The organism is Tumebacillus flagellatus (assembly GCF_000714935.1).
Classification (GTDB): Bacteria; Bacillota; Bacilli; order Tumebacillales; family Tumebacillaceae; genus Tumebacillus; species Tumebacillus flagellatus.
The window spans coordinates 35,201-54,240 of sequence record NZ_JMIR01000013.1 but is presented as its reverse complement, the minus strand read 5'-3'; the positions used below and the strand labels follow the sequence as shown (position 1 = coordinate 54,240).

Sequence of the window (19,040 nt, the reverse complement as noted above, 5' to 3'; positions counted from 1 at the left end):
AGGAAGCGTTGAAGAAAGTGAAACGGATGAAAGTGAATGTGCGGGGAATTCCCGTCTCGATCTACGAAGTGGCAGGAGAGGGGCCGCAAACGGGCCTCTTCCTGCACGGGGTCGGCGGCACGGCCAAGATGTGGGCGGCACAGATGCGCGCCCTGAAAGCGTGCGGTCGGATGATCTCGGTCGACATCCCCGGATTTGTCGGGGACAAGTGGCCGACAGAGATTGTGTCGCTCAGCCAGTATGTCGGAATCATGACCGGCGTGCTGGACGCCCGCGAAGTGGACAAGGCCGTCTGGGTCGGCAATTCGCTGGGCGGGCGCATCTCGATTGAAACTGCGTTGACCGTCCCGGAGCGGGTGGCGGGTCTGGGTTTGCTTTGCTCGGCGGGCGTGTTCCTCGGCGCCGAGCGTGAGCGCATCCCGACCGACATCTCCAAGGAGCAGTTCGACCAAGCGGTGTTCTACCTCCCGGAGCGCTTTGCCGGCGTGCAGACGGACGAGAGCAAGCGCCAGAACTTGGAAGGACGCCGCCGCTACGAAGACCTCGCCGAGCGCACGGACGTGATGAACTTCCGCGACCGGCTGTCGGAGATTGACGTGCCGACGCGCGTGATCTGGGGACGCCATGACGGTGTGACCAAAGTCCACATCGGCGAGTATATCGCCGAACACATCGCGGGCGCAAAGCTCTTGATTCTCGAAGAGGCCGCCCACGTCCCGCAAGTGGAGCAACCACTTGCGGTGACGGAGGAACTTCGCGGCCTGTTCGCGGAAGCCGCCGTCATCAAGAACTAAAACGTGCAGCCGTCCTCTGCGGAGGACGGCTTCTTTTTTGCAAGAGGACGCGCATATGTTGGGATGTCGGACACTGAACGGGGCGGGGGAATTGCATGCCGGTACGAAAGCAGATCGAATCGCAGCTGCTGGAGTTGTTGCAAGAGGCACTGACCTACCAAATCAAGCTGGGAGCACAAGCCGTCCCGCCGGAGGACGCCCGCTTTACGGAGTGGCAACGAGAGACGGCGCGCCTGTTGCGAATTGCGTTTGGCGAGCTCTCCGTCCACTTCCGGGCGTTTCGCCGGCAAGAGGGGCGGGAGACCTGCTTGGCGCGCGCGCGGCGTGCGCTCGCTGTGTACGGGATTCCGAACCCCTTTCTGCTGGTCGAGGACGGATTGAGCCTGCCGGACTTTGCGCGAAACCGCGCCTGGGTCGCGGATCTGGAGCGCGAGGACGCGCTGTGGTCGTGGAGGCTCAGCGACGACTGGCAGGACAGGTGGAAACTGTGAGGGAAGGGTCTTGCGGCTTCTACGAAGGGACTGAGTCGCGTAGAATGTCAGCGGGAGGTGAGGCAGATGTTTCGGGGATGGTTGCGCAAGATCGTCACGGGGATTGCGGCGTTTTTCTTGGCGTGCTTGGAAGCGCTGGGATCTGCCAATCTCGGCTATTCGATGGGCCCGTATGTGCCGCATTACGTCTGGACGGATTACGGCATGCGCATTCAGATGGAGCAACAGGAAGCGCACCACCGGGAGCAGACGACAATCGCCCGGTTGGAAGGCGAAGTGCGCGAAGAGGAATTGCGCTCGGCTTCTTAAATTTTTGGGGAAAAAACAAAAAAGCATGCACTGCTCGCAAAGTGAGTTGTGCATGCTTTTTTGGTGCAAGTGGAGAATTGGAGAGCGACTTAGAGAGACGGGGCCACGAACAGCGGTTCACCGTTGTTCCAGATCGCTTCGGATTGTGCCGGAGCCGCCGCAAAGGTTACCCCCAGTGCGACAGCAGCCAAGATGGTGAGAGCCAACAGTTTCTTCATGATTAGAACATCCCCTTTTTACGTAGATAATTTTGCATAGCGATTTGTGTTTCTTCCAAAACCTCGGTCGACGACTTGTAGTCGTTCAACTTTTTGTACAAATCGCTAAGATGAAGGCTGACTTTGTTGTATTCGTGAAGCGCTTCCACAGCGAGGTAGATGGCCAGAGAACGCCTCGCATCTGAGATAGCGGCTTGCGCATCGCCGCGCGCCGCTTCGTAGAGAGAGCGCACGTAGAAACATTGCGCTTCATACACGGTGCTGGGTTCGCAGATGGCGAACGCTTGGGTGAGGTGCGACTTCGCGTCTTCCAATCTGTTTTGCTGGAGCAGCAACTTGGCAATCTCAGCGTGTGTGTTCGAGGTCTGGCTGTCAAAACCGTGGTCTTTGTATTCCTGCAAACACTCGCGTAACGTATGGAGGGCTCCCTCGATATCACCGCGCTCGCAAAGCAGAATCGCAAAGTTTTCTTTGATTTGAATCGATCTGTAGATTTGATTCAAATTCTTAAAGATAGTGATCGCTTGTTGGCAGTATTCTTCCGCCAAGCGGTATTCCTTTTTGCCGTAGTAGGAGCTGCCAAGCCCTAAGTAGTTGGTCGCCAAGTGATGGAGGTTGGTACTGCCTTCGAGCAGTTTTTGGGACGTCTCGTACAACTCAAGCGAGCGGTCAAAGTCCCCGATGTGGTTGCAAGCGAGGGCCAAGTTGGTCATCACTTCCGCTTTTAAGAACTTATCCACATCTTCAAGGTCCAGTATCGTCTCGTACGATTTCTCCCAGTAGTGCTTCGCCAGCGTGATGTTATTGCGGGTGAAAAAAAGACTCCCCAACATCTTCATCGCTTTGACATACGTGATCTTGTCCTCCAGGCGCAACGCTTGGTGGGTGATGATCTCCAGCAGTTCAATGCCTTCCCGGGAACGGTTTAATTTGCTGTAACAAGTGGCAAGGTCCATCATCACATCGAGATTGTCCGCTTGCGATTGGAGGAGCTGCTCCAAAATCGGAACGGCGTTTTGCGGCTCATCTGCCATGAGAAAGGTTTTCGCCAACTTGTGAGAGGTCGTTTGTTCCAAGTACGACTCCCGCTCTTGGGTGTCTAAAAAATAGTCAAGTTGCACGTCCAGACGATCGGCAATCTGACACAGCAGTTTGTAGGAAGGATTGATTTTGTCAGATTCAATCTGGGAGATTGCACTGGCGCTGACCAACCCTTCTGCCAGTTGGGCTTGGGTAATTTTTTTCTCCAAGCGCCGTTGGCGGATCTTCTGGCCAAGAGAAAGCATGGCATGTCCTCCAATACTCGAACTCATCTGCTCCTCATTATATAGTCACAAGTTGTCAAGGGGGAAGATGGAAATTTAATAAATTTATCTATAGTAACGAAATGATGTTAGAGTGTAGATCGGTTATATCTATTTCGTTTCTGTAAATGGTTTGTGTCAGGTTTTGTGTGCGAATGTTTAGGAGACTTCCTTCATAAAAATCGAGTAGGACATGTAGAGTGAGGGGGAATCCCATGTTGCACATCGTGGTTTGTGTCAAACAAGTACCCGATTCCCGGGAGATTCGCATCGACCCTAAGACGAACACGCTGATCCGTCAAGGGGTGCCGGCGATCGCCAATTTTTACGACATGCACGGGCTGGAAGAAGCCCTGCGCATCAAAGAGCAGTACGGCGCGCGCATCACCGTCGTCTGCATGGGCCCGCCGCCGGCGGAGAAATCGCTGAAACAGTGCATCTCGCTTGGCGCGGATGAAGCGGTGCTTGTCACCGACCGCGGGTTTGCCGGAGCGGACACGCTGGCGACTTCCTATGTGCTGGGCTTGACCATCGCCAAAGTGGCGGCGGAGATCGGGCCGGTCGACATCGTGTTCTGCGGCAAGCAGACGCTGGACGGCGACACCGGGCAAGTAGGGCCGGGCATCGCCTGCCGACTGGACTTGGAGCAATTGACCTATGTTTACAAAGTCGAAGGCATCGATCTGGAAACCCGCCGCATCACCGTGCACCGCCTCTTGGAAGACGGGGTGGAAGTGGTGCAAACGTCGATGCCGGTCTTGATCACGGCGCTCAAAGAGATGAACAAAGTCCGCCGGGCTCCGATGCCGGGGATGCTGCGAGCGGCTACATACAAGCCGATCATCTGGACGACAGCCGACTTCCCGGGCCTTGAGCGCGCCAAGATCGGGCTGAAAGGCTCGCCGACGATCGTCTCGAAGACGTGGGTTCCGGAGCAAAAGCAAGTCAACACCGAGATGCTCCCGAACGAAAGTGCAACGGGCGCTGCGACGGCGCTCTTGGAAAAACTGTGGCAAACCGAATTGCCCCAGCGTTTTGGCTGGACGGCGCAAGAGGAGGCGTAACTCATGGCGGAGGAAAAAGCGAAAGGGCCGCAAGCGGCCGACATGCCGGACTGGTCCGCCTATCGCGGCGTGATGATCGTGGTGGAGCAGCGCGCCGGCGTTGCCAAAAACGTCTCTTGGCAGCTGCTGGGCGAAGGGCGCAAACTCGCCGACAAACTCGATACCGACTTGATCGCGTTGGTGCTCGGGCACGACATCTACGGGCTGGCGGAAGAAGCGGTCTACTACGGAGCGGACCGCGTCTACTACTGCGACGCGCCGGAGCTCCAAGACTACCGCACGCGTCCGTACAGCCGTGTGTGCTTGCAAACGATTGAAGACGTGAAGCCGGAGATCGTGCTGTTCGGCGCGACGGCGACGGGGCGCGACCTCGCCGGAGCGATCGCCACACACTTGCCGACGGGCTTGACGGCCGATTGCACGATTCTCGACGTGGAACCGCATCCGAGCCGCCTCTTGCTGGCGTCCCGCCCGGCGTTTTCGGAAAAAATGCTCGCGACCATCCTCTGCAAACAGTACCGCCCGCAGATGGCGACGGCAAGAAGCGGCGTTTTTGAAGCCCTGCCGCGCGACACGGCGCGCCAAGGCAAGATCATCGCGGTGCCCAACCAGATGAGCGAGGACGAAATTGCGGCGCAGGTTTTGAACTTCATCGAAGCGACGGAGACGTTGAATCTGGAAGAAGCGGAGATCATCGTGGCGGGCGGTCGAGGGCTTGGCGGGCCGGAGCCGTTCAAATTGCTCCAAGAGCTCGCCGATGCGCTGGGCGGTGTCGTCGGGGCGTCCCGCGCGGCGGTCGATGCAGGCTGGATCGGGCATGAACACCAAGTGGGGCAGACGGGGTACACGGTGCGCCCGAAATTGTACTTCGCCGTCGGCATTTCCGGTGCGGTGCAGCATCTGGTCGGCATGCAGAACTCCGACGTGATCGTGGCGATCAACCGCGACGCGAACGCGCCGATTTTTAAAGTCGCCAACTACGGGATCGCGGGCGACCTGTTCCAGATCATTCCGGCGATCACGGAAGCGGTGCGGCAGAAACGGGTGCAAGGAAGCGCGGCGGCTGTCGAGCCTGTAGTGGCGGTCGAGGCTGTCGAGGGGAGGAAGTAGAGATGCAGAAATTCGATGCGATCGTCGTCGGAGCCGGTCCTGCGGGAGCGGCGGCGGCGCTGACGATGGCCAAAGCCGGACTTTCGGTCGTGATGTTGGAGCGCGGCGAGTTTCCGGGTGCCAAAAACTTATTCGGCGGCGTGCTGTACCGCAAGCAGTTGGAAGACATCATCCCGGAGTTTTGGAAAGAGGCACCGCTGGAGCGGCAGATCGTCGAGCAAAACCTCTGGATCATGGGCAAGGAATCGGTGACCAAACTGGGGCACCGCAACGAAGGATTCAAGGAACCGCACAATTGCTGGACGGGGATGCGCGTCAACTTTGACCAGTGGTTTGCGAACAAAGCGGTGGAAGCGGGCGCGATTCCCGTCTACGAGACGGTAGCGGTGGAATTGATCCGCGAGGGCGACCGCGTGGTCGGCGTGCGCACAGACCGCGAAGCGGGCGATCTCTACGCCGATGTGACGATCATCGCGGACGGCGTGAACTCGCTGCTCGGCAAGCAGCTCGGCGTGCACCGCGAGTGGCAGCCGGATCAGGTGTCGCTGGCGGTCAAGGAGCAGATCTTCTTGCCGAAGGAGAAGATTCTCGACCGCTTCGGGCTGGAGGACAACGAAGGGGCGACGATCGAGTTTGTGGGCGAAACGTCAGGCGGGATGACGGGGCTTGGGTTTTTGTACACAAACAAAGAATCGATTTCGCTTGGCATCGGCGTGATGGTGTCCGACTTGAAAAAATCGCGCGTGAAGCCGTATCATCTGCTGGAAGAAGTCAAGCAGCACCCGGCGATTCGCAAGCTGATCCAGGGCGGCGAGACCAAGGAGTACGCGGGGCACTTGATTCCGGAAGGCGGGCTGAAAGCCGTTCCTCCGCTCTCCGGCGACGGCTGGATGATCTGCGGCGACGCGGCGCAGTTGGTCAACTTCGTGCACCGTGAAGGGACGAACCTCGCGATGACGTCCGGCAAGTTCGCCGGAGAAGCGGCGGTGGGAGCGAAAGCGGCGGGAGTGTTCAACCGCTCGATGCTCTCTGCATATGATCGAAAGGTAGCCGAATCGTTCATTCGCAAAGATTTGAAAAAGTACCAAGGCCTGCACGGGTTGCTGAACGAAATCGATCCGAAGCTGTTGTTCAGCGCTCTGCCGCAAGCGATCAACACGGCGGCGTTCGAGATGCTCAGCGTCGACGGGAAGACCAAAGCGGAGAAGCAGCGGTTTGCCATCGACCACATGAAGAAAACAGCCGGCGGCACGTGGGATCTCGTGAAGCTGGGTTGGAAAGGATGGAGGGCGATCAACGGATGAGCACGATCGAGGAAAAGCTGTTCATGATCCGCTACAAGGTAGACGACATCTCGCACCTGATCATCAAAGACCAGCAGGTCTGCGCCAACTGCGAGACCAAGGAGTGCAACGATTTCTGCCCGGCCGATGTGTACTCGTGGCGGGACTTAGAGACGCATGTGGCGTTTGAGAACTGCATCGAGTGCGGCACCTGCCGCATCGGTTGCCCGACGTACAACATCGAGTGGGTGTATCCGAAGGGCGGGTACGGGATTACGTATAAGTTCGGTTGATCGAGTGAGTGAAAGAAAGGAGCGTCCCTGCCTTGCGCGGCGGGGACGCTTTTTTGTTTTTATTGGAAGATGGCTTGGAGGGAGATTTCGAGGGCATCAAAAATGCTGACCTGGATGGTGTCGTTGTCCTTCAAGCTATAGACGTTGATTTCTGGCAAGCGGTCGGGGTCTCCGTGGAAGAGGTACTGCTCGATGATTTGCAGGTCGAGGTCCACGATCCAGTACTCACGGACGCCCGCTTTTCGATAGAGGCGGAGCTTTTCCACTTTATCGCGTCTTCTCGTGCTCGGGGAGCTGACCTCCACAACGAGATCAGGAGCGCCAAGACAGCCGCGGTCGTCGATTTTTTCGGGGTCGCAGATGATGGAGAGGTCGGGTTGGACGACCGTGCTGACATCGCTGTCCTTCTTCCCGTCCGCGAGTAACCGCACATCAAACGGAGCCGGGTACACTCGGCAAGACTTCCCCCGGAGATAACTGCCAAATTCCAAGGACAAGTTTTGCACAATTTCTTGGTGTCTCGGGGTCGGAGCCGGCGTCATGTTATACGGCACGCCGTTCACAATCTCCCAGCGCTCTTCCTCCGGCAATCTTAACAGGTCCGCGTAACTCACCGGCGGTTGAAAACGAAGTTCAGGCGAAGACATTTCGTACCACCCTCCTGTCGTAGAACTAGAACTGTTATTCCCATTATACCCGTAAACAAGAAAGTCGGAAGCCCCGCCAGGCTGCCGACTTTCTGACGCCTAGAAACCGATCGCAAGAAACGAACCTGTATGATGATCAGAAAAAGCAGTCGCGAAAAAAAGCCGACTCCCCGCGAAGGGGTTCGACTTTTTCTCGGTCTGCATGTTCGTACCGATCTTAATACTGCTGATAGCTGTGCAGCATCGTCTTCGCCGTATGACCCTGCATCGTCGGCACTTGGTACATCCCCAGCCGGTTCATGTACTCAAACACTTCATACGCATGGTAGTTCGCCGAATTCGCCGCGTTCATCAGCATTTGGCGGATGTACGGGTCGGCGCATTCCAGAGACGCGGCGACGTTGTTTTTGGCGGAGTTTTTGTGAGAGAGCAGCACGGCGCGGCAGATTTGCTCGTCGTACAACTGTGCGGTCGGCGCGGCGACCGGCGCGACCGGGTTCGGGTTGCGCAGGCCGTAGTGGATCGAATTCGGAGACGCCACTTGCGAGAATTGCACTTCGTTGGGCACGACTCCCGCGTAATCGTGGGAGTAAGACACCAGATCGTTGTAGTGGCGCAGGGCTGCTTGACGGTGGCGGCGGATCATGTCTTTGAGCGCCGGGTCGCCGGCTTGTTGTTCGTATTGCGCAAAATGATCGATCATGCACACTTTCTCGTTCAACACCTCATGCACTTCGAGGGCTTCGTGAGCTCCAAACGGCATCGAAAAAACCTCCTCATCGTAGGCGAACCAGAGCGGTTCCATCCAGAGTTGTTTCATAGGGAAGGATGGTCTGCCGGAGTCCTTTTTATGCAACACGGGAAAGCAGGACTTTGCCCTTCGACTTCCGAAGAAAGTACAGAGAACCACCGAGGAGGAATGCATCAATGATCACCGTCGAGAAAGTCACCACCGACGAACAATACCAACAAGCTCTGGCGATCCGCACCGAAGTGTTCATCGAAGAACAGCAGGTGCCGCCGGAACTCGAAGTTGACGAATATGAACAGGTCGCCACGCACGTCGTCGCATATAGTGAAAGTGGGGAAGCGGTCGCAGCCGGACGCATTCTCCCGTACGGAGACGGCGTCGGCAAGATGCAGCGCATCGCCGTCCTCAAGCAAGCCCGCACCGGCGGCTACGGCCGCGCGGTCATGAACAAGTTGGAAGAGATCGGCCGCGAACTCGGCTACACCGAATTTGTGCTGGAAGCGCAAACGCACGCGGAAGGATTTTACGAAAAGCTCGGCTACCAAACTCTCTCGCCGGAACCGTTCCTCGAAGCGGGCATCTGGCACGTAAAGATGGTCAAACACCTCTAACCCTTTGCCCAAAAAATAACCAACACGCATCTTCACGCACCCAAAAACCGAGAGGGGGAGTCTCCACGTGAAGGGAAGCTACCTGTTCTTCTGGTTGACCGCAAGTCTCGTCTTCGGCCTCGACCGGCTCACCAAGATCTGGGCAGAGAGCACCTTGACGCTTGGCAACAGCGTCGTCGGACTCGACGGCTGGTACCACTGGACCCTCTACCACAACCCCGGAGCGGCGGGCGGCCTCTGGAGCGGCCACGCCGATTGGCTGGCGCTGATCTCGATCTTGGCGGGGCTCGCCATCCTCTGGTTCATCTACCGCGGCCCGCACGACCGCAACATCTGGCTCCTCTTGGGGCTTGGACTGATGTTTGGCGGGGCGCTCGGCAACCTCTACGACCGCTTGTTCTACCAATACGTGATCGACTTCATCGACCCGGTTGGCGCGAACTACATCTATAATTTGGCGGACAAAGGCATTCGCTGGGGCTTGTACCTCGCCGTGCTCGGGCTGTGGTTTTCCGGCAAACGTCTTGCCAAAGAAAGCCAGAATGTGGTATCTTAACCGTAACTAATTCTAGGTATCGTGAAAGGTGGTGAGCAGGATGCATTTCGACGTGGCGATCAACAGCCGTTTCCAAGGATGGGAAACTTTGGTCCTTGGATTTTCACATGATTTGTCCTTTAACGGGACCCGTCTGCCCTTTTTACCCCATACGGTTGTTGACAAACACGCGAAATGACTCCTGCTCGGACCACATCGGACGTTTCAGATGAGGGCTGTGGGACTTTTCCCGCAGCCCTTTTCGTTTTTTTCCATCGGCAGGAGCATCCAAACAGGAGGCTCTTCACAATGATCATCAGCATGCAGAACGTTCAAAAGTATTATGGCGCCAACTTGGTGCTTTCCGATATCACGTTTGAAATCAAGCCGGGCGAGCGCGTCGGATTGATCGGCCGCAACGGTCAAGGCAAGACGACGATCGCCAAGATGCTGACCGGAGAACACAAGCCGGACGGCGGACAGTTCACGATCCGCAAAGGCACCAAAGTCGGCTGCCTCGACCAAATTCCCGATTACCAAGACGAGACATCCGTGTACGACGTGCTCGCCCGCGGGTATGGGAGTGTTCGCGAGGCGCAGGCGAAGATGCGCGTGCTCGAAGAACAGATGACGCGCCCGGACGTCTACGAATCGGAAACGACGTTGGAAAAAGTCCTGCGGGATTATGACCGCCTGCGCAACGTGTTTGAGCAGGGCGGCGGCTACGAGATGGAAGCGCACATCGAGCGCGTCGCGCGCGGGCTTGGCATCCCGGAAGCGCAGTTCCACCGCCCGTTCCGCTCGCTTTCCGGCGGGGAAAAAACCAAAATCGGCCTCTCCGCTCTCTTGATCGAACGCCCCGACCTGCTCTTGCTTGACGAGCCGACCAACCATCTCGACATGCACGCGATCGAGTGGTTGGAGCAATACTTGGAGAGTTACGAAGGGACGGTCGTCGTGATCTCGCACGACCGCTACTTCCTCGACAAAGTGGCGAACAAAATCATCGAGATCGAAGACGGCGAAGCGTTCACGTACCACACGAACTACTCGGAGTATCAAAAGCAGAAGGAAGAGAACCTGCTCAACCAGTTCAACGCCTACCAAGAGCAGCAGAAGAAGATCAAGAAGATGCAAGAAGCGATCAAACGCTTGCGGGAATGGGCGAAGTTGAACCCGCAGAACGTCAGCTTCCACCGCAAAGCGGCCTCGATGCAAAAAGCGCTCGACCGCATGGAGAAACTGAAGCGCCCGATCTTGGAGCGCAAAGCGATGGATTTGCAGCTGGAGCAAAACGACCGCTCCGGCAAGCAAGTCGCGGAGTTGGAGCGCGTGACCAAGTCGTTTGGCGAACGCCGCCTGTTCACGGAGATTTCCGAACTGCTCGTCTACGGGGAGCGGGTGTTCCTGATCGGCGACAACGGGGCGGGCAAGAGCACGATCTTCAAGATGTTGCTTGGCGATTTGGAACCGGATGCGGGACGCGTGCAGCTCGGCTCTCGTGTTGAAGTCGGGTATCTCGCGCAAGAAGCCGCGCCCAAGGACGAGAGCAAGACGGTGTTGCAATACTTCCGCGATGAAGCGGCGGTTCCGATGGAAGAGGGGCAAGCGCGCGGGCAGTTGAGCCGTTTCCTTTTTTACGGGCCGGATGTGTTCAAATCGGTGAAGAGCCTCTCCGGGGGCGAGTGGACGCGCTTGCGTTTGGCGTTGCTGACGTATCTGAAACCGAACTTGCTGCTGCTTGACGAGCCGACGAACCACTTGGACATCGACTCGCGGGAGGCGTTGGAGGAAGCGCTCGATGAATTCCCAGGCACGCTGCTGGTGATCTCGCACGACCGCTATCTGATTAACCGCCTCGCGAACCGCATCTGGGCGCTGGAGCAGGGGAAATTGACCAACTACCTCGGCAACTTCGAGTTTTATAAGGAAAAAAGAGCCGAGCGCCTCGCGTTGCTCGCTTCCGCCGCGCAACCCGAACCTGCCGTTCGGGAGCAAAAAACGCCAGAGCCGCCGGCGACTGCAACTCCGGCCTCGACTCTCGCATCAACTCCTGCGTCAACTCCTGCACCGGCTTCGAAAAAACGAATCGATCCCTACGTCAAAGCCAAACTGGAAGCCGGCATCGCCGAAGACGAAGCGCGTCTCGCCGCCATTGACGCCGAGCTCTCCGACCCGGCGAACAGCTCGGACGCCGCGAAGCTGCAAGACCTTTTTATCGAACGAGAATCCGTGCAACAACGCCTTGACGAGCTTTTGGATAAATGGATGGAGCTGGAAGGCTAATCGAATACGCCAACGCATAGAAATTGGTGGACTCCACTGAGGAAGCTCACCTTGAAATAAGGTGGGTCTCCGTACTGAGCGAACCCAACGTATAATAAAGGTGGGTCCTCGCTGAGGGAAACCCACCTTTTTTCTATCCGTTCACGATATACCCGCCGTTCGGGTGCAACACTTGGCCGCTCATATACGAAGCGTCGTCGCTCGCGAGAAACAAGTAGCTCGGCGCGACTTCCACCGGTTGGCCGGGGCGGTTCATCGGGACGTCATCGCCGAAGTTGCCGACGTCTTCGGCGGAGAACGACGCCGGAATCAGCGGCGTCCAGATCGGGCCGGGGGCGACGGCGTTGACGCGAATCCCGCGAGGTTCGAGGTTGATGGACAGCGAACGGGTAAACGCAACCACCGCGCCCTTGGTCGAGGAGTAATCGATCAGTTTTTCGTTCCCGCAATACGCGGTGATCGACGCCGTATTGATGATCGAAGCGCCGCGCTTCAGATGCGGCAACGCGGCTTTCGTCAGGAAAAACATCGCGAAGATATTCGTCGCATACGTGCGGATCAACTGCGCGGCGGAGATGTCTTCGAGACGCTCCTGCACATGTTGCTCGCCCGCGTTGTTCACGAGGATGTCGAGCCGCCCAAACGTCTCGATCACCGCATCCACGATGCTTCTGCACGTCTCTTCCAAGCCGATGTCGCCGGAGATCGCCAAGCATCTCCGACCTTTCGCTTCCACCCGCGCGACGGTCTCCGCCGCGTCTTCATGTTCGTCCAGATACGCGATCGCCACGTCCGCGCCTTCGCGGGCAAACGCCAACGCCACCGCGCGCCCGATGCCGCTGTCGCCGCCGGTGATCAGCGCGACTTTTCCCTGCAATTTGCCGGAGCCGACGGCATCCGGGTATTCAAACACCGGGCGGGGCTCCATCACAGTTTCAAAGCCCGGCTGTCGGTCTTGCGTTTGCGGCGGCACGCGCTTCGGGAACTGTTCGATGATTTTTTTGTGGTCCATGTTTTGCGTCACCTCGCCTATACCGTATGAAGGCGCTGGGCAGGAGGTGCAGGGCTTTGGTAGAATCAAGAATACACCAACACGATGAGGGAGGCATGAAACCGCGATGAAAAAACAACTCAGTCTGCTGGCTGTGAGCCTGCTTTTGCTCACCGGTTGCTCGAACGGCAACACCGCAAACCAACCGGATTCCACGACCGCCAAGCCGGATGCCAAACCGTCCGTCACCTTGACGCTCTCCGCGGCCGCAAGCCTTGCCAAGCCGCTTGACACCTTGACGGCCGATTATAAAAAGGAGCACCCGGAAGTCACCGTCACCGTCAACCTAGGCGCGTCGGGCACCTTGCAAAAACAGATCGAGCAGGGCGCTCCGGCGGACCTCTTCTGGTCGGCGGGCAAGACGCAGATGGACGCGCTGGAGCAGAAAGGACTGCTCGCCGACGGTACCCGCCAAGACCTGATGCAAAACGACCTCGTCCTCATCCGCCCGCAAAACAGCAACACCGTGCAAACCGTTCAAGACCTCGCGAACCCGCAAGTGAAAAAAATCGCCCTCGGCACTCCGGAAACCGTGCCCGCCGGTACATATGCCAAAGAATCGCTGACCAAGCTGAATCTCATGTCGCAAGTCGAGCCGAAAGCGGTCTACGGCAAGGACGTCACCTCGGTGCTGACGTATGTGGAACGCGCAGATGTGGACGCCGGACTCGTCTACAAAACGGACGCGCTGGGGTCGGGCAAAGTGGACATCGTCACGACGCTCGATGCTTCCACGCATTCGCCAATCGTCTATCCGCTCGCCGTGCTCAAAAACTCTCAGCACCTCTCCGAAGCCAAAGCGCTGGAAGAGTACCTCCACAGCGCCCATGCGCAAGAGGTGCTCCAGAAAGCTGGTTTCACCCTTGCCGCGCACTAACACCATGAATGGGCGAATCCAAGTTGCACCTTTCACAACGCAATCGCATTGGATGAGAAGGGCAAGCGTGACGTACGATGCCCGCTAATATCTGGTCTCCCATCGGACTTTCGCTCCAAGTCGCGGCGTACGCCACGCTGATCGTCGTGATCTTGGGCTCGCTGCTCGGCAAATTTCTCGCCCGCCGAACCTTCCCCGGCAAGACGCTGCTGGAAACCCTGTTCCTGCTCCCGATGGTCATGCCGCCCACCGTGGCAGGATTCGGCCTGCTGGTGATTCTTGGGAACGAGGGTCTCGGGCGATTCTTTCCGCCGGGAGAGGGCATCTTATTTACACAGACCGCTGCGGTCATCGCGTCAAGCGTCGTCTCGTTCCCGCTGATGTACCAAGCCGCCAAAGTCGGCTTCGAGAGCATCGACCCCGAGTTGGAACAGGTCGCCCGCACGCTCGGGGCAAACGCGTGGCAGACGTTTCTCTACGTCTCGCTGCCGCTGGCGAGACGCGGGTTGCTGGCAGGCGTGCTGCTCAGTTTCGCGCGCGGTCTCGGCGAATTCGGCGCGACGCTGATGGTGGCGGGCAACATTCCAGGCCGCACGCAAACGGTGCCGCTTGCCATCTACAATTTTGTGGAAAGCGGGCAAAACAACCGCGCTTGGGGCTTGGTGCTCTGCCTGTTCACGCTCTCGTTCCTCATGATGGCCTTCATCCAACGGCTTCAACGAAAAAACGCAACATGAGCCGTCCGGGCAAATGTTGCGTTTTTGTAGTGGCATTAAATTTGGTTCTGTGGCACAATGGAGAATGTGTGTTTCAATCTATCGAAATCCGTGTTCCATACTAGGAGGAATTTTAAATATTATGAAGTACCAAGAATCGCTTCGCAATATCGCGATCATCGCGCACGTTGACCACGGGAAGACCACCCTCGTCGACAAACTGCTTCAACAGTCCGGCGTCTTCCGTGCCAACGAACAAGTGGCGGAGCGCGCGATGGACTCCAACGACCTCGAACGCGAGCGCGGGATCACCATCCTCGCCAAAAACACCGCCGTTCGCTACGGCGAATACCTGATCAACATCGTCGACACCCCGGGACACGCCGACTTCGGCGGCGAAGTGGAACGGATCTTGAAGATGGTTGACGGCGTTCTGCTCGTCGTCGACGCGTACGAAGGCGTCATGCCGCAAACCAAGTTCGTGCTGCGCAAAGCGCTCGAACAAAACCTCACCCCGATCGTCGTCGTCAACAAAATCGACCGTCCGGCCGCACGCCCGGATGAAGTCATCGACGAAGTGCTCAACCTCTTCATCGAACTCGACGCCAACGACGACCAACTCGACTTCCCGGTTGTCTACGCTTCGGCGCTCAACGGTTTTGCGATGCTCGACCACACCAAACCGGGCACCGACATGAAGCCGCTGTTCGAATCGATCATCGAGAACATCCCGTCCCCGACGGTCGATCCGGACCTCCCGCTGCAAATCCAAATCAACATGCTCGACTACAACGACTACCTCGGCCGCATCGGCATCGGCCGCGTGCACCGCGGTGTCGTAAACCTGAACGAGCAAGTCGCGGTCATGAAGCGCGACGGCAAAGTGGAACGCCAACGCGTCGTCAAACTGTTCGGCTTCCAAGGTCTGCAACGCGTCGAGATCGAAACCGCTCAAGCGGGCGACCTGATCGCGATCGCGGGCGTCGGCGAACTGAACGTCGGTGAAACCGTCTCGGACATCAACAACCAAGAAGCGCTCCCGCTTCTGCACATCGACGAGCCGACGCTCCAGATGACGTTCCTCGTCAACGACTCGCCGTTTGCGGGCAACGAAGGCAAGCACGTCACCTCCCGCAAACTGCGCGACCGTCTGATGGCGGAGCTGGAAACGGACGTTTCCCTGCGCGTCGACGAAACCGATTCTCCGGACGCGTTCATCGTCTCCGGCCGCGGCGAACTTCACCTCGGCATCTTGATCGAGAACATGCGCCGCGAAGGGTATGAACTGCAAGTGTCCAAGCCGCAAGTTATCTTCCGCGACGTGGACGGCGTCAAGCATGAACCGTACGAAAACCTCGTCGTCGACGTGCCGGAAGAATATACCGGCCCGGTCATGGAACGCCTCGGTCTGCGCAAAGCGGACATGACGAACATGATCAACAACGGCAACGGCAACGTCCGCCTCGAATTCCTGATCCCGGCGCGCGGCTTGATCGGCTTCCGCACCGAGTTCTTGACGATCACCCGCGGTTTTGGCATCATGAACCACTCCTTCCACGAGTACATGCCGACCAAGGGCGACATCGAAGGCCGTCATGCAGGCGTTCTCGTCGCAGCGGAAACCGGCACGGCGTCCACCTACGGCATCGAAGGTCTGGAAGACCGCGGCACGATGTTCATCGCGCCGGGCACCGAAGTCTACGAAGGCATGATCGTCGGCGAGCACAACCGCGACAACGACCTGACGATCAACCCGTGCAAAACCAAAGCGGCAACCAACGTTCGTTCCGCAACCAAGGATGAAACCACCCGCCTGAAAACTCCGCGTCTCATGTCGCTGGAGCAGGCGCTTGAATACTTGAACGACGACGAGTACTGCGAAGTCACTCCGCAATCGGTCCGTCTGCGCAAGAAATTCCTCAAGAAGAACGACCGCGACCGTCTCGACAAGGAGAAAAAATGGGCGAAAGTAAACGCGTAACCCTCGACTTTTGCAACGGCAACCTGATGAGCTTCACGCAGGAGTTGTTTCTCTCCCTGCGTGAAGAGCATCCGGAGTGGAACATCTCCAAGTACGGTTGCTTGACCAATTGCGGCGAGTGCGCGGTGCGTCCGTTTGCCATCCTGAACGACGACATCGTCGCAGCCGAGACCCCGGAAGAACTGCGGACGAAACTGTTGGAGAGGATCGAGCAGCTCTAGATCGTAAACAAGCAAAAAGACCCAACCCCGCGAGAGGTTGGGTCTTTTCGTTGTGCGAGGAGGCTCTCAACCCATTTGCTCATCCATGCTCACAAGAGGTATCGTCTCCCGAGCCAGTTGGCGACCCGCCTCAAGCCAATCCTCTTCCGCGAGATGGTTCGCCGCAATGGAGTCCTCGTTCCAAGTCGACAGATGGTCGTCCAGTGGAGAGTTAGTCGTCACTGTGATACCTCCCTTCAGGTCTGTTGAACCCCAACGTTAGGATGCAGAAAAGCGGCTTCCCCTATGCGTATAGGCTGTTGGAAAAGGTGCTATAATGGCAGGTATAATCTGCTGGCAAAACAAGGCACACTGGTAGTAGAAAGGGGGCACCCACTATGGCAGACAAAGTTCAGGACAAGCTCTCCGATGAACTGGTGAACCACCTCCAAGGGGGCCGCATGGTGACGCTCGCGTCGATTGACGCCGAGAACGGGTCGCCGAACATTCTCTGCATCTCCTGGCTTTCCGCCATCGACAACTCGACGTTGCGACTGGCGATTGACGGCCGTTCCAAGTTGCTGACCAACATCGAACAAGACCCGCGCGTGACCGTCACGGTGCTGGGGTTGGGCTCCGCCTACGCGCTGGTAGGCCAAGCCCGCAAATACACCGAGCGCTTGGAGAACGTCGCGCTGAACATGGCGGGCGTTGAAATCAAGTTGCAATCGGTGATCGACATCATGTTTTACGGAGGCAAACTCACCGTCGAACCCGCGTATGACCACACCTACGACAAAGCGCTGGCTGGGAAGTACGACCAAGAGGTCTTCGCGGCCCTGCGCCGGTAGGGCAGCTTTTACATAAGGAACAACAGCACGAAGCTTCGAGCTCGAAGGAGGGACGCAGGATGGAGAAGCCGTTTTCCTATCCGCTCACGATGAAGAATGGGAAAGTGTTTGACGCCGCCGGGAAAGATGTCACCGATCTGTACCAAGAGTACAAACAGTCGGAGGCAGCCGACAAGATGGTAGCCGCCTTGGAGAAATTGTCTGAAGTCAAAGCGATGGGTCAAGAAACCCGCCGCATGCTGTTTATCGACTCGGCGTACAAGTACGCTTCCGTCATCGAAACGTTTATCGGCGACGACCTCTCCGACCGCCTGAACCTCGCCTATGCAGGCAAGGTGGAGCAAAACGAGGCGGGCGAGTGGATTCTCAACAAAATGAACCGCAAGATCGTCCCGATCGACAGCCTTGCGTCGCTGTACGGCTTTGTCTCCCGCGGTGACATCTCGATGGACATGGCAGAGATTGCGTGGGACAACCGGGAAGCGTTTTTCTATATGATCCGCCGCTGACCTTGACAGCCAAACGTAAGCGCGCTGACAGAAGCCTGAGCGCCGGAGTGCATCTCTGTACATGGACCTGCATAACATGGTATCCTGTAAGTGCATTCTGTATCTAAGGAGGTGAGCGCAATGGTAACGTTGACTCCGGCAGCGGTCGAGAAGGTTTCTTCTCTGATCAAAGCCAAAGACAATGACCAGTTGGCTCTTCGCATTTTCATTAAATCCGGTGGTTGCTCCGGTTTCTCGTACGGCATGGCCCTCGACGAGAAGAAAGACAACGACCAAGCGTTCGACATCGACGGCGTGAAAGTCGTCATCGACGAAATGTCCGGCCAGTACCTGAGCGGTGCAACGGTTGACTACGTCGATTCGATGATGGGCGCAGGTTTCAAGATTGAAAACCCGAACGCAACGTCCACCTGCGGCTGCGGTTCGTCCTTCAAAACCGCGGACGGCGCCGGCAAACCGGGCGCTTGCTGCTAATTTTTGCACACCGAAAACCACCATGCCCTCGGGACTTGGTGGTTTTTTTCATGCGTTGCTTCGTACAAAACGAAAACAGCGCGGGTCTCCGAGGAGTCCCGCGCTGTTGGTGTCTGCAAAGGAAAAGGGCTTACAGAGCTGCTTTTGCAGCTTCGATTGCCGCTTCGTAGTTCGGGTGGTTGGTGACTTCCGAAACGTACTCCACGTAGGTGACTTTGTCGTTTTTGTCGATGACGAAAACGGAACGAGCGAGCAGGCGCAGTTCTTTGATCACGACGCCGTAGTTCAGACCGAAGGAGAGGTCGCGGTGGTCGGATACGGTTTGCACTTTGTCGATGCCTGCAGCCGCGCACCAACGACCTTGTGCGAACGGAAGGTCAACGGAGACGGTGAGGATGGTCACGTCGCCGAGGTTTGCAGCTTCTTCGTTGAAGCGGCGGGTTTGCGCGTCGCAAACGCCGGTGTCCACGGACGGAACAACGGAGATGATGCGAACGGTGCCTTTGGAATCAGCCAGGGTAACCGGGGTGAGGTTGTTGGCGAGGACGGTGAAGTCCGGAGCGGTGTCGCCGACGTTGACGACATTGCCTTGCAGGGTGACAGCGCCGCCCTTGAAAGTGATGCCTTGACGTTCTGCTACAGTGGTCATGAGTGTTACCTCCTGATTGGTTAAAGGGTATGTACT

At 57.5% G+C, this 19,040-nt stretch carries 24 protein-coding genes; 17 read left to right on the top strand and 7 right to left on the bottom strand.

The features are described 5' to 3' along the window. Nucleotides 1–17: 17 nt before the first annotated feature. The 3 genes from EL26_RS10475 to EL26_RS10465 all read left to right on the top strand — a co-directional run bounded on the left by EL26_RS10475 (nt 18) and on the right by EL26_RS10465 (nt 1,594). Nucleotides 18–794: an alpha/beta fold hydrolase gene (locus EL26_RS10475; RefSeq protein ID WP_238546094.1), complete on the top strand. Its 777-nt coding sequence runs from the start codon at nt 18–20 to the stop codon at nt 792–794. A gap of 95 nt (nt 795–889) precedes the next feature. Next, nucleotides 890–1,285, top strand: coding sequence for a hypothetical protein (locus EL26_RS10470; RefSeq protein WP_038087927.1), 396 nt, complete (start codon nt 890–892; stop codon nt 1,283–1,285). 66 nt (nt 1,286–1,351) lie between these two features. Next, nucleotides 1,352–1,594, top strand: coding sequence for a hypothetical protein (locus EL26_RS10465; RefSeq protein WP_038087924.1), 243 nt, complete (start codon nt 1,352–1,354; stop codon nt 1,592–1,594). A gap of 89 nt (nt 1,595–1,683) precedes the next feature. On the opposite strand, the gene EL26_RS26445 is transcribed toward EL26_RS10465, so the two are convergent. Next, entirely contained in the window at nt 1,684–1,812 is a 129-nt protein-coding gene (locus EL26_RS26445; protein WP_274518878.1) for a DUF2147 domain-containing protein, read from the bottom strand. Nucleotides 1,813–1,814: 2 nt separating this feature from the next. Continuing rightward, complete coding sequence (locus EL26_RS10460; RefSeq protein WP_038087921.1) at nt 1,815–3,098, bottom strand: helix-turn-helix domain-containing protein; 1,284 nt, start codon at nt 3,096–3,098, stop codon at nt 1,815–1,817. A 233-nt stretch (nt 3,099–3,331) separates the two neighbouring features. Here EL26_RS10460 and EL26_RS10455 point away from each other — a divergent pair, with 233 nt between their 5' ends. From EL26_RS10455 to EL26_RS10440, 4 genes are read left to right on the top strand one after another with little or no spacing between them, the layout of a single operon-like run. Next, a complete protein-coding gene (locus EL26_RS10455) occupies nt 3,332–4,180 on the top strand; it encodes an electron transfer flavoprotein subunit beta/FixA family protein (RefSeq protein ID WP_173424621.1) in 849 nt (282 codons plus the stop codon). Between the two features lie 3 nt (nt 4,181–4,183). Next, a complete protein-coding gene (locus EL26_RS10450; RefSeq protein ID WP_052036238.1) occupies nt 4,184–5,290 on the top strand; it encodes an electron transfer flavoprotein subunit alpha/FixB family protein in 1,107 nt (368 codons plus the stop codon). A gap of 2 nt (nt 5,291–5,292) precedes the next feature. Next, the gene (locus tag EL26_RS10445) at nt 5,293–6,594 is read left to right on the top strand and encodes an FAD-dependent oxidoreductase (protein WP_038087918.1); all 1,302 of its coding nucleotides are present in this window, start codon (nt 5,293–5,295) and stop codon (nt 6,592–6,594) included. Continuing rightward, the gene (locus EL26_RS10440) at nt 6,573–6,866 is read left to right on the top strand and encodes a ferredoxin family protein (RefSeq protein ID WP_038087915.1); all 294 of its coding nucleotides are present in this window, start codon (nt 6,573–6,575) and stop codon (nt 6,864–6,866) included. The genes EL26_RS10445 and EL26_RS10440 overlap by 22 nt, the downstream gene beginning before the upstream one ends. Before the next feature lie 59 nt (nt 6,867–6,925). Here EL26_RS10440 and EL26_RS10435 read toward each other — a convergent pair whose 3' ends face one another. Together EL26_RS10435 and EL26_RS10430 are read right to left on the bottom strand one after the other, a co-directional pair. Beyond that, entirely contained in the window at nt 6,926–7,513 is a 588-nt protein-coding gene (locus tag EL26_RS10435; RefSeq protein WP_052036237.1) for a Uma2 family endonuclease, read from the bottom strand. 217 nt (nt 7,514–7,730) lie between these two features. Further along, nucleotides 7,731–8,276: a spore coat protein gene (locus tag EL26_RS10430; protein WP_038088126.1), complete on the bottom strand. Its 546-nt coding sequence runs from the start codon at nt 8,274–8,276 to the stop codon at nt 7,731–7,733. Between the two features lie 164 nt (nt 8,277–8,440). Here EL26_RS10430 and EL26_RS10425 point away from each other — a divergent pair, with 164 nt between their 5' ends. The 3 genes from EL26_RS10425 (at nt 8,441) to abc-f (ending at nt 11,696) form a co-directional block, all read left to right on the top strand. Further along, nucleotides 8,441–8,875: a GNAT family N-acetyltransferase gene (locus EL26_RS10425; RefSeq protein ID WP_038087912.1), complete on the top strand. Its 435-nt coding sequence runs from the start codon at nt 8,441–8,443 to the stop codon at nt 8,873–8,875. 67 nt (nt 8,876–8,942) lie between these two features. Further along, nucleotides 8,943–9,431, top strand: coding sequence for a signal peptidase II (gene lspA / locus EL26_RS10420; RefSeq protein WP_052036236.1), 489 nt, complete (start codon nt 8,943–8,945; stop codon nt 9,429–9,431). A 288-nt stretch (nt 9,432–9,719) separates the two neighbouring features. Next, on the top strand, nt 9,720–11,696 hold the full coding sequence (abc-f, locus tag EL26_RS10415; protein ID WP_038087910.1) for a ribosomal protection-like ABC-F family protein: 1,977 nt from the start codon (nt 9,720–9,722) through the stop codon (nt 11,694–11,696). A 133-nt stretch (nt 11,697–11,829) separates the two neighbouring features. On the opposite strand, the gene EL26_RS10410 is transcribed toward abc-f, so the two are convergent. Beyond that, the gene (locus EL26_RS10410; protein ID WP_038088120.1) at nt 11,830–12,693 is read right to left on the bottom strand and encodes an SDR family oxidoreductase; all 864 of its coding nucleotides are present in this window, start codon (nt 12,691–12,693) and stop codon (nt 11,830–11,832) included. 121 nt (nt 12,694–12,814) lie between these two features. Here EL26_RS10410 and modA point away from each other — a divergent pair, with 121 nt between their 5' ends. The 4 genes from modA to EL26_RS10390 all read left to right on the top strand — a co-directional run bounded on the left by modA (nt 12,815) and on the right by EL26_RS10390 (nt 16,542). Further along, the gene (gene modA / locus EL26_RS10405; protein ID WP_038087908.1) at nt 12,815–13,624 is read left to right on the top strand and encodes a molybdate ABC transporter substrate-binding protein; all 810 of its coding nucleotides are present in this window, start codon (nt 12,815–12,817) and stop codon (nt 13,622–13,624) included. A gap of 77 nt (nt 13,625–13,701) precedes the next feature. Next, the gene (modB, locus tag EL26_RS10400) at nt 13,702–14,361 is read left to right on the top strand and encodes a molybdate ABC transporter permease subunit (RefSeq protein ID WP_038087906.1); all 660 of its coding nucleotides are present in this window, start codon (nt 13,702–13,704) and stop codon (nt 14,359–14,361) included. A gap of 121 nt (nt 14,362–14,482) precedes the next feature. Further along, nucleotides 14,483–16,321, top strand: coding sequence for a translational GTPase TypA (gene typA / locus EL26_RS10395; protein WP_038087902.1), 1,839 nt, complete (start codon nt 14,483–14,485; stop codon nt 16,319–16,321). Continuing rightward, complete coding sequence (locus EL26_RS10390; RefSeq protein WP_038087900.1) at nt 16,300–16,542, top strand: YuzB family protein; 243 nt, start codon at nt 16,300–16,302, stop codon at nt 16,540–16,542. The genes typA and EL26_RS10390 overlap by 22 nt, the downstream gene beginning before the upstream one ends. A gap of 66 nt (nt 16,543–16,608) precedes the next feature. Here EL26_RS10390 and EL26_RS25485 read toward each other — a convergent pair whose 3' ends face one another. Next, nucleotides 16,609–16,764 (bottom strand): hypothetical protein, encoded by a 156-nt coding sequence (locus tag EL26_RS25485; RefSeq protein WP_161780707.1) that lies wholly within the window; start codon nt 16,762–16,764, stop codon nt 16,609–16,611. Nucleotides 16,765–16,919: 155 nt separating this feature from the next. On the opposite strand from EL26_RS25485, the gene EL26_RS10385 reads away from it, so the two are divergent. The 3 genes from EL26_RS10385 (at nt 16,920) to erpA (ending at nt 18,355) form a co-directional block, all read left to right on the top strand. Next, nucleotides 16,920–17,372 carry a pyridoxamine 5'-phosphate oxidase family protein gene (locus EL26_RS10385; RefSeq protein WP_038087897.1) on the top strand — a complete coding sequence of 151 codons (453 nt, stop codon included), beginning with the start codon at nt 16,920–16,922 and terminating at the stop codon, nt 17,370–17,372. 59 nt (nt 17,373–17,431) lie between these two features. Further along, nucleotides 17,432–17,881 carry a hypothetical protein gene (locus EL26_RS10380; protein WP_038087894.1) on the top strand — a complete coding sequence of 150 codons (450 nt, stop codon included), beginning with the start codon at nt 17,432–17,434 and terminating at the stop codon, nt 17,879–17,881. Nucleotides 17,882–17,971: 90 nt separating this feature from the next. After that, nucleotides 17,972–18,355: an iron-sulfur cluster insertion protein ErpA gene (erpA, locus tag EL26_RS10375; protein ID WP_274518877.1), complete on the top strand. Its 384-nt coding sequence runs from the start codon at nt 17,972–17,974 to the stop codon at nt 18,353–18,355. Between the two features lie 130 nt (nt 18,356–18,485). Here the strand turns inward: erpA and tpx are convergent, their stop codons facing one another. Then, nucleotides 18,486–19,004, bottom strand: a complete 519-nt coding sequence (tpx, locus tag EL26_RS10370; protein ID WP_038087890.1) for a thiol peroxidase — start codon at nt 19,002–19,004, stop codon at nt 18,486–18,488. Nucleotides 19,005–19,040: the final 36 nt, after the last annotated feature.

Excerpts from the sequence above, each read along its gene's own strand:
- EL26_RS10470 (WP_038087927.1), top strand. The coding sequence starts at position 890 with ATGCCGGTACGAAAGCAGATCGAATCGCAGCTGCTGGAGTTGTTGCAA.
- EL26_RS10465 (WP_038087924.1), top strand. The coding sequence starts at position 1,352 with ATGTTTCGGGGATGGTTGCGCAAGATCGTCACGGGGATTGCGGCGTTT.
- EL26_RS26445 (WP_274518878.1), bottom strand. The coding sequence starts at position 1,812 with ATGAAGAAACTGTTGGCTCTCACCATCTTGGCTGCTGTCGCACTGGGG.
- EL26_RS10460 (WP_038087921.1), bottom strand. The coding sequence starts at position 3,098 with ATGCTTTCTCTTGGCCAGAAGATCCGCCAACGGCGCTTGGAGAAAAAA.
- EL26_RS10455 (WP_173424621.1), top strand. The coding sequence starts at position 3,332 with ATGTTGCACATCGTGGTTTGTGTCAAACAAGTACCCGATTCCCGGGAG.
- EL26_RS10450 (WP_052036238.1), top strand. The coding sequence starts at position 4,184 with ATGGCGGAGGAAAAAGCGAAAGGGCCGCAAGCGGCCGACATGCCGGAC.
- EL26_RS10445 (WP_038087918.1), top strand. The coding sequence starts at position 5,293 with ATGCAGAAATTCGATGCGATCGTCGTCGGAGCCGGTCCTGCGGGAGCG.
- EL26_RS10440 (WP_038087915.1), top strand. The coding sequence starts at position 6,573 with ATGGAGGGCGATCAACGGATGAGCACGATCGAGGAAAAGCTGTTCATG.
- EL26_RS10435 (WP_052036237.1), bottom strand. The coding sequence starts at position 7,513 with ATGTCTTCGCCTGAACTTCGTTTTCAACCGCCGGTGAGTTACGCGGAC.
- EL26_RS10430 (WP_038088126.1), bottom strand. The coding sequence starts at position 8,276 with ATGCCGTTTGGAGCTCACGAAGCCCTCGAAGTGCATGAGGTGTTGAAC.
- EL26_RS10425 (WP_038087912.1), top strand. The coding sequence starts at position 8,441 with ATGATCACCGTCGAGAAAGTCACCACCGACGAACAATACCAACAAGCT.
- abc-f (WP_038087910.1), top strand. The coding sequence starts at position 9,720 with ATGATCATCAGCATGCAGAACGTTCAAAAGTATTATGGCGCCAACTTG.
- modA (WP_038087908.1), top strand. The coding sequence starts at position 12,815 with ATGAAAAAACAACTCAGTCTGCTGGCTGTGAGCCTGCTTTTGCTCACC.
- modB (WP_038087906.1), top strand. The coding sequence starts at position 13,702 with ATGCCCGCTAATATCTGGTCTCCCATCGGACTTTCGCTCCAAGTCGCG.
- typA (WP_038087902.1), top strand. The coding sequence starts at position 14,483 with ATGAAGTACCAAGAATCGCTTCGCAATATCGCGATCATCGCGCACGTT.
- EL26_RS10390 (WP_038087900.1), top strand. The coding sequence starts at position 16,300 with ATGGGCGAAAGTAAACGCGTAACCCTCGACTTTTGCAACGGCAACCTG.
- EL26_RS10385 (WP_038087897.1), top strand. The coding sequence starts at position 16,920 with ATGGCAGACAAAGTTCAGGACAAGCTCTCCGATGAACTGGTGAACCAC.
- EL26_RS10380 (WP_038087894.1), top strand. The coding sequence starts at position 17,432 with ATGGAGAAGCCGTTTTCCTATCCGCTCACGATGAAGAATGGGAAAGTG.
- tpx (WP_038087890.1), bottom strand. The coding sequence starts at position 19,004 with ATGACCACTGTAGCAGAACGTCAAGGCATCACTTTCAAGGGCGGCGCT.